Genomic DNA, 13,468 nt, shown 5'->3' with positions numbered 1-13,468 from the left:
GCCTATCGGTCATCCGTTTAGACGGCCAGCCGCCTTGGGCGAACTGCAGCGCCCTCTACTCCTCGCCCCAATTGCAAAAGGTCGGAGTTACTTTTCCGCAGAATGTTCAAGCTCCCGTTAATATCGGCGTGGATAGTTGTCCCATCACTGGCTCGATACCAACTTCTGGCAATGCGCCTGCCAGAAAAAACGATCGTTTCCGAACGATCGGCCTGATAGGTTGGGAGCGGATCAGCGTCCAGAAAACTCGCTTTGCTGGTATAGCTCTCTTCCTGGATAATCACCTGGACCCCTACCAGTTTGGCCTTGTAGGTCAACTGCTCAATGAAACGAGCATGAGGAAGCTGCACAAAAGTCTGGTTATTTTTGCTTCCCATATTCACTTCCTGCTTCCAGAGCGGATTTTTGCCAATGACGAGCACTCCGATGCCCTCCTGCACCAGCAGATCAATGATGCGACGGCTTGCCGTGTGCAGATAGCTGTCAACACGGCGATTGCGCTTCGTCGTTATGCGATCCAGGTGGCGAGAGGTGAACCGTTTTTCGTGACTCAAATGGCTTTGATGGGCGGCGCGTTGTTTGTTGTAGTATTGATTGATGCTCTTAATGGGCTTGCCGCTGACCAGACGGGGAGCCAATCCTGGTTTATTGGAGGTCAATGCCGCCAGGACATTCACGCCTACATCAATAGCCGCAACCAGTTTCCTGTCCACATCGGCCTGCTCCTCAGGCTGCTCGTACACGACCTCTATCATATACTCATTGGAGCGTGGCACGATACGTACCTGAGCAATTTGCCACCACTCGGGGATGCAGGTCTCAATCTCTATGGGTAATCCTGAAGGGAGAAGCTTGCCCGTCTTCTTAAAAGCGCGTTTGCCCAGAGCTTGTGTGTCATAAAGAAGGATGTTGCGTCCTTTCTCCTTGTCCTTGTACTTTGGTAGTTTAGGGCGTCCGGTAAAGCGAGAGCAATCAGCTTTGTATGACTCCAGAGCTTCAAAAAACGATACCCAGTTTTTATGCAGCAGGATCAAAATGGAATTGGCGACCTTGGCTGGCAACGCTTTGTAGCAGCCCATGCCCTTGACGAGGTGGAACACTTCGGCATAGGGCAAATACCTCCCATGAGGAATGTAGGCTTGCCGGATCTGATAGTTCGCCTGATTGTACAGGTTTTTGGATGCAAACGCCGCTGCATCAATGGCAGCAAAGCGTGGATCAGTTGCGCGAACGAGATGACGTTCAACCAGCCGCATCAGGCATCCCCCTGTTCCTGTAACTCTTGCACCACTTTCTCTGTTTTGTGTTTGGCTCTCCGTTGTCCATAGAGTCTGGCGCAAAACGAGTAGATAATGCTGGTCAAGTCAGCCAGCAATTCTTCGGTATCGTTTTGGGCGGGATTGACCACTTCAATCACCCGACCTTGTACCGAAAAGAGCGCATCAATGTACTGAAAACCGAAACGCGTGAGACGGTCGCGATGTTCGACAACCACCCGCGTGATGCTGGCATCTTTTAAAAGACTCAGCAATTTTGGCCGACTGTCATTGACCCCAGAAGCCACTTCTTTGACAACCAGCGCCACGTGATACCCGCGTACGGTACAATACTGGCTCAAACGTTCGGCTTGCCGTTCTAAATCCTCCCGCTGCTCTGAGGATGAAACTCGCGCATAAATGGCAACTTTTTGAACGGCTTGCGCTGGTTCGCGGCTTTCCGTCACGATAATCGTTCCTGATGGAGCCTGATACCCTTGAATGGTTCCATCTCGAAACCAGCGTAACGCGGTGCGATAACTAATCCCTTGTTGTTTCGCGTACTGGCTTAATTTCATACCACCATGATAACACATTCTTACGTATTTGTCACCTTTTGACGTCATTTCTTAACAACGTTTATAACACTCATTGAAAATCATTGAGTACCGAAATCCTGATAATACACTCAATTTCGCTTCTTTATCCCCCCAATATACGTGCAACTTTACAAAGTATAAACGATATTGGCATTTTATTCATCTAAATACGGTTATAATTTGGTGTAGATAAAGTTATTAAATTTAGACCTTAGTAATGAATTCTCCATATTCTCCCTATTCACCGTTATTTCAGCAATCATCCAGGCTTTAATGTTTTGTTTGGGTGCTCATCACGCACAAAAAGAACCTGCCCACATTCGCGCTCCAATGATTGTGTGGACAGGTTCTTTGAAAACGTACCAGAACAGGTTCTTTAACAGGTTCTTTGCCGATCTGCCTCGTTTATCCCAGGCGACGATAACGTGCTTCAACAAAGGAATAGATACCATACGCAACGAGACCAAGCGCGACGATGGCCAGCAAAAACTGACCAAAGGGCTGTTGAGCTAATGTCAGAAGAGCGGAATCCAGTCCCTTCGCTTCAGTCGCATTGTGTTGGACGGCGGCAACGATAAAAAAGATTCCCACAATGACAAACACGACACCAAGCGAGGTATATCCCGCACGCCCCAGGTTCACGAGCACTTTTCTTAATGAGGCTCTCACGTTGGTCAGGTTAAGCCGATACTGGAACTTCGCTTTATAGGCTTTAGCAAATAATGCCCCTGCAATAGCCAGGACGATCAAGCCAAGTACGACTACCAGTCCAACTCCGAAAGGTTGCTTAAGCAGGGTAGCAGTCCAGTCCTGCGCAGAGGCGGTTGAGTTTTTTGATCCAGTTCCCGATCCAGCAATGACCTGGAATGATCCCCAGGCCAGCAGTCCATAGGAGATCCCCACGCCCGCATATCCAAGACGTGCGACTATCCCTTTAGCTTGCTTCCCTTTGCGCTCTGTATCAAAGATGGCTTGAATAAAAGACCAGATGGCATATAACAGAAGGCCAACGGCGACGATGATCAGCATGTATTTTCCAAATGGTTGTTCGCTCAGGGTCTGAAGCGCTCCACGCTGGTCAATCGCTGATCCCCCCAGGCCAAAGGCAAGTTGTACTGCCAGGATGCCAATAATGACATAGACCAGACCTTTGGCCGCATAGCCACAGCGGGCAAGCAAGACCATTCCTGGGCTGGTCGCAGCTCCGTGTACTCTCCGTCCAACACCGTTTACTTTATTTGAGATCTGTGCAGCCGGCTTACTCATCTGCAATTCCTTTCGACTTCTCCGATTAAACCTTTTTAAAGCAATGAAGTTTATCAATCATCAGATACCAACAGGGTTGGATCTTCATTATCTTTATCGTAGTTCATTCACGGATTAGCTCGACCAACGGTTTCATATGTTGGTTCGTCTCCAGGAATGAGGTCATCTGCCGGCTCACATGATCTGTTTGATCCCCTTAAACGCGCTGATCCTATCAGACTTGCAGCAAACAATCTTGAAATTCTGCTTCAAGATCTGCTAATACATTTAGCTCTGATACAGATTGAGGCCAGCGGTTCTGGGCAACGAGCGAATGAAGATGTCCAAATGACTGGCTCTGGGCACTTTTTAAACGGGCCAGTTCAGGATGATAGGGCTTAAAAAAGGCTGCATAATCATGAGCTCGTTTGGCTCCTAAGGGCAGTGAGAAGCTTATCAAAGAAGCGCGCACGCCTGCACCTTGCAGTTGCTCTGCAAAAGCATGTATAGCGGTAGCGCCAGTCAACCAGTGCCGCTGGACCGTGAAGTTCTCAGCCTTGCGATAGATCCTCTGGAACGCAGAGATTGCTTGACTATACAGTTCTTCCTGAGGCACTACGCGCTGACGCACCGGTCCATGCCATAACCGATAGGGACTTCGTCGATAGGAGATCTGTTCTGCCAGCCAGGCCTGCTGAAATGATTCCAGATCCAGCGAGATGTATGGACATCCTTGAGGATCGTGCAGGTGGATATCCTGCTCATTAAGCTCATACGCCAATACGTAGTGATCTACACCACCCAGATATTCATAGTCATGGAGATAGCGCAGGTGTCCCATATCTAATGGTCCTAACACCACTGGTCCCTGCTGAAGTTGTGAACGTAATGATGCGATTGGATCTTCTGGCGGTGCAGTCTGCTCTATGAAGTCATATCCCAATAGTGTAAGCGCCTGCGAAAGCCCCTCATCTGGTGCATGCATACTAAATAAGGGCGGGGCTCCAGGGATCAGAAGAGCTCCCAGACCAACGCCTGTCAGTACTTCGATCAAAGCTGGTGAAACCGTTTCCCCACTTGCTGCAAGTAACATCGCAGCTGAATTGGCGTAACAATAATGTGCGTTTCCAACATAAACAATCTGTGATGGATTCATAGATTTAACCTCTCCTGCGATACTTACGTTTAAACAATCCTTTTTAGCCAATCTGGACAGGGAACTGAATCTCCGTCACAAAGTTCGCTTGATCTCCATTGCGCTGATAGACAAGGTTAAGTTCACGATTAGGAGCACAGATCTGATAACCGTTGCTCTCGATCCATTGCAGTATCGCTTGATAGGCCTGATGCATTGTGGCGAAACTGCCATGATGGATGGTTGAGGCAACTTTGACCGCTGGAAGGGTGATAATCTCACATTCCTGTGGAAGAAGTTCAGGGTTAAGCTTCCCTTCAAAGGGGGTACACGCTCCCACGTGGATATTGATATCACAGTATTCTTCATTGTAGTAGACTGTTGTAGGAGCCTCCAGTGGTTTCGCTCCCTGAGCAGACAGAGCATCCATAACACTATCAAATGAACGATCAAGCGTTGGACCCAACTCAGGCTGAGTTGGAGCAACTGCCTGTCTTTGAAGAACCCGGATCTCTGGCAATGACTTAATAACGACATCATATTGGGGCATTGTACTTTCTCCTCCATACTGTTGTAACCAGGCTTCGATTCGATGTAGACGAAACTGCTCATCCTGTAAGTGTTGCTCCAATTCCATTTGCTTAAGGTGCAACATTCCTCTGAGATGATCAGGGGTGATATTCTCCTTCAAGACCTGTGCGATCTGGGTGAGTGATAATCCCATATCTTTTAGTGCAAGAATACGATTCAATCGCCCTAATTGGCTTCCCTCGTAATAGCGATAGCCACTCTCTTCATCTACCGCAGCGGGCTTCAACAGACCAAAGTCATCGTAATAGCGCAACGTTTTGATTGAGACCTGGCTCAACTTTGAGAAATCGCCAATCTTAAACATAGCTACATCTTTCTAAATAGAAGAACTTTCCGCGAGAACTTTCTGCAAGAACCTTCTACAATCAGAAGTATAGAGTATCCTCTAAGGGGAGAGTCAAGCTTTTGGGGTCGCTAATGGACAAGCAGTTTCACACGGAGACGAGGCTTGCTTGTAGCAAGAAACGTATCGACTCATAACATGAGTAGCATTGCTTTTGCTGCTACTCTTTTCGTGTCATTGGCAGAAAAGCCGGGTTCAGCTTGAGATACAGAGAAGGGACAATCGAGCGAGCTCGACTCTTCGCATCCTCGGCCACTGGTCCATTAAAATGCTGATCTACTTCTTGCTCAAAGAGCTCCAGCCAGCGAGCAAAGTGGATCTTTTCAAGCTTCTTCTGGCGATCGAGCAGTATATGTTTATACATCATTCCTCCTCGATACGCTCCGGTCTGAAATAAGAGGTTCTCCCAGAAATCGTACATAACTGGGAGATGCTCTTCAAGGTTGATGGCTGCAATCTCGGTAAAGAAAGGGCCAATGAGCTCATCTTGCATTGCATGGGTATAAAAGCCACGAATCAATCTGGCGATATCTTCACGATTTTCAATATCTCTTTGTACTACCATACCGGGAAACCTTGTGCTTTCTCTCGTATTAACGTGCGCGGGTAATAATGCCATTATGGGCCTTGATACGCCCATGGCGCAGGATCTCGAACCCATTCTCATAAGCATAGAGACCCAGATGGGTCACATCCATCAATTCACGATAGGCAAAGTTCATAATGTCTGCAAATAAAGTGTAAAACAATCTGGACTGTAACTGCAAACGAGGCGTGGTCATAATCGCATACCCTCCCGGTTTGAGAAAACGGCGATGCATATCAAATGCTAATGGCTTATACTCATCAGGGAAGTGCTCAATAAGACCAATACTCACGACAATATCGAACTCACGTCCATAGTTGAGGTCTCGAATATCAACTACCTCAAAATCGATGTTCATCTCTTCTCGATACCAGACGGCAGGTGCGCCGGTCGCTTCATTGACGCCAAGGAATGGATAGGCCGCAGGAAATTGGCCAAAACGGTGCGTACGACAATAGTCATCATAATCTACTAATACTGCATGACCACCTGGATACATCGCTAAAAGTTGCATCGCTTCATAGCCATCTGCCGCCCCTAGAAAAAGGACTTCGGGCTTTTTAACGTCCAGACCTTCGAAGAGTGCTCGCTTGCCACGAGGGTCCCAGACGGCATCTTCAATCCGATGAATCTTATTCCATACGGTTGCCTGCACCATCTCTTCTACAGCCTCCCAGGCTTCATGGAGATCTCCGTGGCTCAACTCATAACCCAGCGAGCGTAAAGCTTCTTTGCGGCTGGCAAGGGCATCGGCGTCAAAGAGCTGCTGAAATGAGCGATTGAACATCTCCCAGGAGGTCTGCGGGGGCAATTCCTGACCATGCTCTCGCTCCCACTGTTTCTTCTCTTTAGACCAGCGCTCTACTCGATAAGGACGCCCAATCTTTTTCCAGGAGAGTGTACGCCAATCTGAAACAGGGCTTGCATCAAAAAACACATCTTTGGTGTGCGTTGGACGAAGGTCAACACGATAGGTCGGGGTTAGATAGGTTGAACCAATCAGCGGCTCTGGAGAAGATAAAACCTGGTTGGTGTGGTATGATCGTGCCATAGGTATACATCCTCTTTGAAGTATGCAGAAAGTATGCACTCCAGCAACAAAAAGCTGTCGTTACAAACAGTATCTCATCTAAGCATACCATATTCCTGGAACACATCCTCTCTCAAATCAGGTCTACACGGACTATCCACCTGTGTGCAGAGGTGGCACCAGTGTGGGATCAGCGGAGCGACGCCTGCTGCTCCAATGCTTCGCTGATGCTCCACATTGGAGTACCTTGATGGATAAGGTCAAAAGCTAGGCAACACCGATTCTTTCCGTTATAATTGCATCAATATACTTTCATTTGCTTCCTTTTAGAAATTGAATGCTCCACTACGAAATCTATTCAATCAAAAGGTAGCTCGATCAGTTCTATAATTTGTTGTATATCCAACCAATGAAGGGGGGATTTAATGGAACTTTATCAGCAAAAGAATGCAGAAAAATTCAATTTCGAGCTGTTTCAACACCCTACGGCTGCTTATCGTGGTACGCCTTTCTGGGCCTGGAACACGGCCCTCAAACGAGATCAACTCCTCCATCAGATTGAGGTTTTTAAACAGATGGGGCTTGGGGGCTTTCATATCCATGTGCGTACTGGCCTGGAGACAGAATATCTCGGTCAAGAATATCTCGCGTTAGTGCGTGCATGCGTGGAGAAGGCTCAGCAGGAACAGATGCTGGCCTGGCTCTATGATGAGGATCGCTGGCCTTCCGGCGCTGCTGGAGGATTGGTTACGGTTGATCCACAGTTTCGAGCCAGACATCTCCTTTTTACCTATGCTCCTTATGGCAGTCCAACCAGTCGCCTTCCTGGGAAACAGGATAGTAGCGCTCGAGCTTCCCGCACCGAAAAAGGACGCTTACTCGCACGCTATGCGGTCACATTGGAACGAGGATATCTGACGAGCTATCAACGCTTGCAGGAGAATGAGCCTGCACCCCAGGATGCTGTGATCTGGTATGCATATCTCGAGATCGCTCGCAATTCTCCCTGGTTCAATAATCAATCCTATGTCGATACGCTCCAGAAAGCTGCCATTGAACGCTTTATTGCCGTCACACATGAACGCTATGCCCAGACCATTGGTGATTTTTTTGGTTCCGTTGTCCCTGCAATCTTCACTGATGAGCCACAATTTGCACATAAAGAGGCCTTCCACTTTGCCGAAGAACTGACGGATCTCTATCTACCCTGGACAGACGATTTTCTGGCGACCTTTGCACAGGCTTATGGTTATCACCTGGAAGATCGTCTGCCTGAGCTCTTCTGGGAGCTGCCAGAGGGAGAAGCCTCACTTGCACGCTACCACTATCACGATCATATCGCCGAACGCTTCTCGCAGGCATTTGCTGATACGCTGGGAGCCTGGTGCCAGGAACATCATCTGGCTCTGACCGGGCATATGATGGAGGAGAAGACGCTTGAATCTCAGACGCAGGCGTTAGGCGAAGCTATGCGCTCTTATCGCGGTTTTGAGCTGCCTGGAATTGATATCCTCTGCGATTCTCATGAATATACAACTGCCAAACAGGCTCAAAGTGCTGCCCACCAGTATGGACGTCCAGGAGTCTTGAGTGAGCTCTATGGGGTCACCAACTGGGATTTTGATTTCGTGGGTCATAAAGCTCAGGGCGATTGGCAGGCTGCGCTGGGGATCACTGTGCGCGTTCATCATCTTTCATGGGTCTCGATGGCTGGTGAGGCCAAACGCGATTACCCCGCATCGATTAATTATCAATCTCCCTGGTATCGTGAGTACCCTCTTGTCGAAAATCATTTTGCACGCGTCAATACCGCTCTGACTCGCGGTAAGGCTCATGTTCGTGTTGGTGTGATCCATCCAATTGAGTCGTTCTGGCTCTGTTATGGCCCTCTTGAACAGACAGCAGCAGAACGCGAAGAGCGCGAACAGAACTTCGATGATCTGACAAATTGGCTGCTCTTTGGACTCATTGATTTTGATTTCATCGCTGAGTCGCTTTTACCCTCTCTTTCTCATCAGCAGACCGAAGCGCGTTTCTCGGTTGGTGAGGGGCGTTATGATGTGGTAATTGTTCCGTCTATGCGAACCATTCGGGCGACGACGCTGGAGCGGCTTGAGTCCTTCTGCGCTCATGGGGGCAAGATTGTCTTTGCAGGAGAGATTCCTTCGCTCGTAGATGCTCAACCATCTGATCGCGCCGAAAAACTGGCTGCACGATGTGTCCATATTCCGTTAACTCGTCGACGCTTGCTGGAAAGCGTCTCAAAAGTGCGCGAGATAGAGATACATCTGGCCAATGGACGAGCCAGCGATACTTTACTCCATCAGATACGTCAGGATGGCGAGAACCGGTTTGTCTTTATTTGTAATACTGATAAATTTCAGGCGTGCGACAATACCCACATTTATCTGGCGGGCAGTTGGACAGTCACTGTTCTGGAGACGCTCACAGGAGAACAGTTCACGCTTGCCTCAACTTTTCAGGATGGAAAAACGCGTATCGCCTGGAACTTCCCTGCTCATGGAAGTCTGCTGCTTCACCTTGAACCTGGCTGGACCCAGGGGGGAGAACGACAGGCACAAAAACGCTGGCATGCCAGGGACGAGGCTGAGATCTATGATTATAATCATAGTCAGGTCCCTGTAACGCTCTCTGAACCCAATGTTCTTTTGCTCGATCAGGCTCGCTATCACTTAGACGATGAGCCCTGGCAGGAGGTAGAAGAAGTCCTCCGCATTGATAATATGCTCCGCCAGCGTCTTGGCTATCCTTTAAAATTTGAGGCCTTTGCACAGCCCTGGATCGAGAAAGAGCATCGACCAGCCGAACATCAAGTGAGCCTTGCTTTCACTATTCAGACCACAGTTGAAGTCACGGCACCGCAACTGGCTCTGGAAGATGCCACGAATGTGTCAATCTACCTGAATGGTCAGCTTGTCTCAAAGCAGATTGATGGCTGGTTTGTTGATGAAGCAATCCAGACGCTTCGTCTGCCAGATCTTTCAATTGGGACGCATGAGCTGATCCTCGAACTGCCATTTGGACGACAGACGAATCTAGAATGGTGCTATCTGCTAGGAGACTTTGGCGTTGAGATACGCGGTCGTGAGGCACGAATTATCAAGCCTGTGCGACAGCTTGCCTTTGGCGACTGGACGCGGCAGGGGCTGCCTTTCTACGCCGGTAATGTGACGTATCATTGCCCACTTACTGGCAATGATGCAGAGATGGCTCTCTTTACGCCCAAATTTAAGACTCCTCTGCTCTCGATTGCGCTTGACGGAGAGGTTCGTGGGAAGATTGCCTTCGCTCCATTTCAATGCGAGCTGGGTTTTATCTCCGCAGGAGAGCATACACTTGCGATCACTGCCTTTGGCAATCGCGTCAATGCCTTTGGAGGTCTGCACAATACCAATGAGAAAGCAAAGTGGTGTGGTCCTGAATTCTGGCGCTCTGAGGGAAAAGATTGGGCCTATGAATACCAGCTTAAACCCATGGGTCTATTAGTAGCTCCTCATCTTCTCCATCTCGATGCCTGAGCTTTGCGCATCGGAAGAACATCAGGAAGTGGGCCCGACCCAAGAACCCGAGAGAGCTCAAATTGAGCTCTCTCTTGCAGAGTTAGCACGCTTCTGAGAGTTGTTTACGAACCTGTTCCAACCGGTGTTCCCACTCGTTACTCTCAATACTATCTCGACTATCCACACCCCAGCGTAGTGCAGCAATATCCAATAAAAGCAACAAACCAAGAGAAGTTAGAAGAATAATCATTGCGAGCCCTTGCCTTTTTTTTATGAGATAAGAGAACATTGTGATGCTTCTAGTGTATCGTCTTTTTGTGCTAAAATACAGGGAGAATCGAAAGCAATTCAGGGCAATAACATTGATTATGAAAGAAAATTCGAGAAATGGCTTTAGAATTTGAGAGGCTTTTTTGATGAGGATGATTGAGTGCAACTCAGGTCTGATAGCCAGAAGCCGGGATCTAGAATTGAAGCATCCCAGCTTCTGTATGGCTTTGTGTATGGCAAATAGAGCGAACAAGGATCTTCTCGTCAATGCTCACAGACTTTATTCTGCAAAGGTCACTTCACAATCACACTGTCAAGTTTCCAATGTCTTATGGTATAGATATAGTTCACTCTACGCACTTAACTATCTCATGAGTAATCAAACGGGATTCGCGGCCTTTGGAGATGACCAGTGATGTGGTTGGCAAGCCATAGAGAGAGAGTTGATCGACGACTTTCCCCAGATGCTCGACCGAACCTGCTACAACCTTCGCAATCACCGAATCACTCCCTGTCACCCGATAGCATTCAAGTACTTCAGGAATCTGGCCTACCTGTGCAGCCACACTATTGCAACTCTGACCCGCAAAGCTTCCCAGGCGAATGATGGCCATCATAGGCAAACCGAGCTTCCCAAGATTGATCTCAGTACGATAGCCAGTAATAATACCGGCTTCCTCCATCTTACGCATACGATCAGCCACCGCTGGTGATGACAGTCCCACACGCTGTCCCAATTCACTATAAGAAAGACGCGCATTCTGTTGTAATTCTTGCAGCAACAGCCAGCCAGTCTCATCCAATAATTTTTCATTCATTGGTAAAGCCATATTCTATTTCCCTTGTGATATTGTAAGTAAATGTCGCTAAATAGCTTACTTTTTAAAATTTTACACTAAAAAAACCTCCATGAGAAGCCTCTCATGAGGTTTCCTCGCAGAAGATGATCTCTGCACACGCTTCTCTTCTGGAGGCTCCATTTTTACATTGCGGAGTGAACCCTGGGTATGAACACGTTATCAGGAGAGTGAAGCCCTGGCCCCCTGCAAATTTTGCATACATTTTCAAAACTTTCCTCACCTTCCTAAAGCTTATCCAAACTTACACAAAGTTATTGACATTTCTATTGATTTTGATTACACTATGAACAGAAGGAAAAGGGTGCCAGAAAAGTATCCATCCATTAGATTCATTATTTGCATAGAGCGAAAAATAATCATAGGGAGGAGTAGATAGCCTGTGAACGACGTATCTAAAGTACAGGATAAATCGGATGGAAAAGAAGTGGAAATAGTCTCCTTCGACATTGAAGGGCTTCCTCATAGCTCTTTTTTTTCAGAGGTTGGGGGCTGCATCTTAACATTTGGCGTTTTTGATGGCCTTATTCCAGGTCAACAGAATATCCTTAAACACGTTCAAAAGCGGGCAAGAGAGCTCAACACAGTCTCTGTAGCACTTATCTTCCGCCCCAGGCCTGTTGAGACACGAGGCACAATCCCCGTCCCATATTTAACTGCGCAAGATGAAACTATTCGCTTAATTAAAGCGTTGGGAATTGATTATGTTGGGACACTCAATTTTACAAAAGAGATTGCAGTGATGCCAGCCGATCAGTTTCTCGCCCAATTACACCAACAACTTCTACCACGAGAGCTATGGCTGGGGCCAAAGGCACAGATTGGACAGGGAGCGCTAGGGGAAATTTCTTCGGTGAAAGGTATTGCTGAAGAACTCGGCTTTCAGATCCAGGTTTTTAAAGAGGAGATTACCTCAACCTGGAAAGATACATTCTATTATGCCTTTGATAGGAAAGAAGTAGAGAGCGCTGAGCAGTATCTGGGGCGGGCTTACCGATTGCCAGCATATCTGACACAGCCATTCACAGTGGATCACAGCCTGGGGGCAATGAAACAATTTCGCGCAGTGACCCCCGATCTGCTCTATATACCGCCAGATGGTGATTATCTTGTGAAGATTCATGCCGCTGGCTTAGACGATCTACCGCCATCCCCATTGTTTCAATCAGATTATGGCATGCTAAGCATCACAACTAGCCGTATCCCCAATGCTCGACCACGAGCTGTGCTTACCAGCCACGCTCATCCAGGCTGGCTTGAAAGATTTGTGTATCTTGAATTCGTGCGAGCTATCACCTTCTCCTTACAACAACGTTGGCAAGCCATCGTTGATTACTGCGGCACATGGGAAGCTCACGAAGAAACTTCTGAAGATAATGAAGAGCTTTTAGATCCTGTAGATAGTAATAAAGCACAGGATGTTATCAGCACTTTTCTTAAATTTGGCCATAAAAAGACTCCAAAAATGTATCTATAAGTGTTACAATTGTATTGTGATTTTCACCTCTATAAAGCATTGAAAGGCACAAAGCATGTATCAGGAACAAGCAACAGAACATAATATTCACTATTTCGTGACCACAGCCAATCAGCTGGAGGGATATCGAATCGTCAAAACACTGGGTATCGTACGCGGCATTGTTGTCCGTTCGCGCAGTATTGCTGGAACTTTAGGGGCAGCCTTACAAACGCTAGCCGGTGGCGATATTACTCTTTTCACTGAGCTCTGTGAGCATACACGCAGTGATGCCTATGAACGGATGATCCAGCATGCTATCCAACAGGGTGCAAATGCAATTATTGCCGTACGCTACGACGCAACGGAACTCACACAGGGCGTCACAGAGGTTCTCTGTTATGGTACAGCGGTCGTAATTGAAGCACAACAAGGATAAGAAGGATACGCTGTGCCATAAGGGCACTTGTTATGCTCGCTGATCACACTCTTTCTTAAAAATTTCCAGACGAAGAGGACAAACAAGAGGGCGATGCGCGCAATACTTGATTAAGATATTGCGCGCATCGCTTTGATCAC

At 47.7% G+C, this 13,468-nt stretch carries 12 protein-coding genes; 3 read left to right on the top strand and 9 right to left on the bottom strand.

Annotated elements, in window-relative coordinates; all coding sequences use genetic code 11:
• Positions 1–17: 17 nt before the first annotated feature.
• The 7 genes from EL628_RS22265 to EL628_RS22235 all read right to left on the bottom strand — a co-directional run bounded on the left by EL628_RS22265 (position 18) and on the right by EL628_RS22235 (position 6,806).
• Positions 18–1,256, bottom strand: a complete 1,239-nt coding sequence (locus EL628_RS22265; protein ID WP_126582215.1) for an RNA-guided endonuclease InsQ/TnpB family protein — start codon at positions 1,254–1,256, stop codon at positions 18–20.
• Complete coding sequence (locus EL628_RS22260; RefSeq protein ID WP_218028980.1) at positions 1,256–1,834, bottom strand: IS607 family transposase; 579 nt, start codon at positions 1,832–1,834, stop codon at positions 1,256–1,258. Before EL628_RS22260 ends, EL628_RS22265 begins: the two co-directional genes overlap by 1 nt.
• Before the next feature lie 426 nt (positions 1,835–2,260).
• The gene (locus EL628_RS22255) at positions 2,261–3,121 is read right to left on the bottom strand and encodes a DUF1206 domain-containing protein (protein WP_218028979.1); all 861 of its coding nucleotides are present in this window, start codon (positions 3,119–3,121) and stop codon (positions 2,261–2,263) included.
• 214 nt (positions 3,122–3,335) lie between these two features.
• Positions 3,336–4,256, bottom strand: a complete 921-nt coding sequence (locus EL628_RS22250) for a YobF C-terminal domain-containing protein (protein ID WP_126582213.1) — start codon at positions 4,254–4,256, stop codon at positions 3,336–3,338.
• Positions 4,257–4,299: 43 nt separating this feature from the next.
• Positions 4,300–5,130 (bottom strand): MerR family transcriptional regulator, encoded by an 831-nt coding sequence (locus tag EL628_RS22245; RefSeq protein ID WP_126582212.1) that lies wholly within the window; start codon positions 5,128–5,130, stop codon positions 4,300–4,302.
• Between the two features lie 199 nt (positions 5,131–5,329).
• Positions 5,330–5,734: a group III truncated hemoglobin gene (locus EL628_RS22240; RefSeq protein WP_126582211.1), complete on the bottom strand. Its 405-nt coding sequence runs from the start codon at positions 5,732–5,734 to the stop codon at positions 5,330–5,332.
• 28 nt (positions 5,735–5,762) lie between these two features.
• Positions 5,763–6,806: a class I SAM-dependent methyltransferase gene (locus EL628_RS22235; protein ID WP_126582210.1), complete on the bottom strand. Its 1,044-nt coding sequence runs from the start codon at positions 6,804–6,806 to the stop codon at positions 5,763–5,765.
• Between the two features lie 404 nt (positions 6,807–7,210).
• Between EL628_RS22235 and EL628_RS22230 the strand changes: the two genes are divergently transcribed.
• Positions 7,211–10,324 carry a glycosyl hydrolase gene (locus EL628_RS22230; protein WP_126582209.1) on the top strand — a complete coding sequence of 1,038 codons (3,114 nt, stop codon included), beginning with the start codon at positions 7,211–7,213 and terminating at the stop codon, positions 10,322–10,324.
• 82 nt (positions 10,325–10,406) lie between these two features.
• Here EL628_RS22230 and EL628_RS29930 read toward each other — a convergent pair whose 3' ends face one another.
• Both EL628_RS29930 and EL628_RS22225 read right to left on the bottom strand, forming a co-directional pair.
• Complete coding sequence (locus tag EL628_RS29930; protein WP_161975676.1) at positions 10,407–10,556, bottom strand: hypothetical protein; 150 nt, start codon at positions 10,554–10,556, stop codon at positions 10,407–10,409.
• Positions 10,557–10,923: 367 nt separating this feature from the next.
• The gene (locus EL628_RS22225; protein WP_126582208.1) at positions 10,924–11,406 is read right to left on the bottom strand and encodes an Lrp/AsnC family transcriptional regulator; all 483 of its coding nucleotides are present in this window, start codon (positions 11,404–11,406) and stop codon (positions 10,924–10,926) included.
• 409 nt (positions 11,407–11,815) lie between these two features.
• On the opposite strand from EL628_RS22225, the gene EL628_RS22220 reads away from it, so the two are divergent.
• Complete coding sequence (locus tag EL628_RS22220) at positions 11,816–12,910, top strand: nucleotidyl transferase family protein (RefSeq protein WP_126582207.1); 1,095 nt, start codon at positions 11,816–11,818, stop codon at positions 12,908–12,910.
• A 55-nt stretch (positions 12,911–12,965) separates the two neighbouring features.
• A complete protein-coding gene (locus tag EL628_RS22215; RefSeq protein WP_126582206.1) occupies positions 12,966–13,328 on the top strand; it encodes a YbjQ family protein in 363 nt (120 codons plus the stop codon).
• The last annotated feature ends 140 nt before the right edge of the window (positions 13,329–13,468 follow it).

It is taken from the genome of Tengunoibacter tsumagoiensis (assembly GCF_003967535.1).
GTDB classification, from domain to species: Bacteria; Chloroflexota; Ktedonobacteria; order Ktedonobacterales; family Ktedonobacteraceae; genus Tengunoibacter; species Tengunoibacter tsumagoiensis.
The sequence above is the reverse complement of the archived record's forward strand: the minus strand, read 5'-3'. Positions and strand labels throughout refer to the sequence as shown.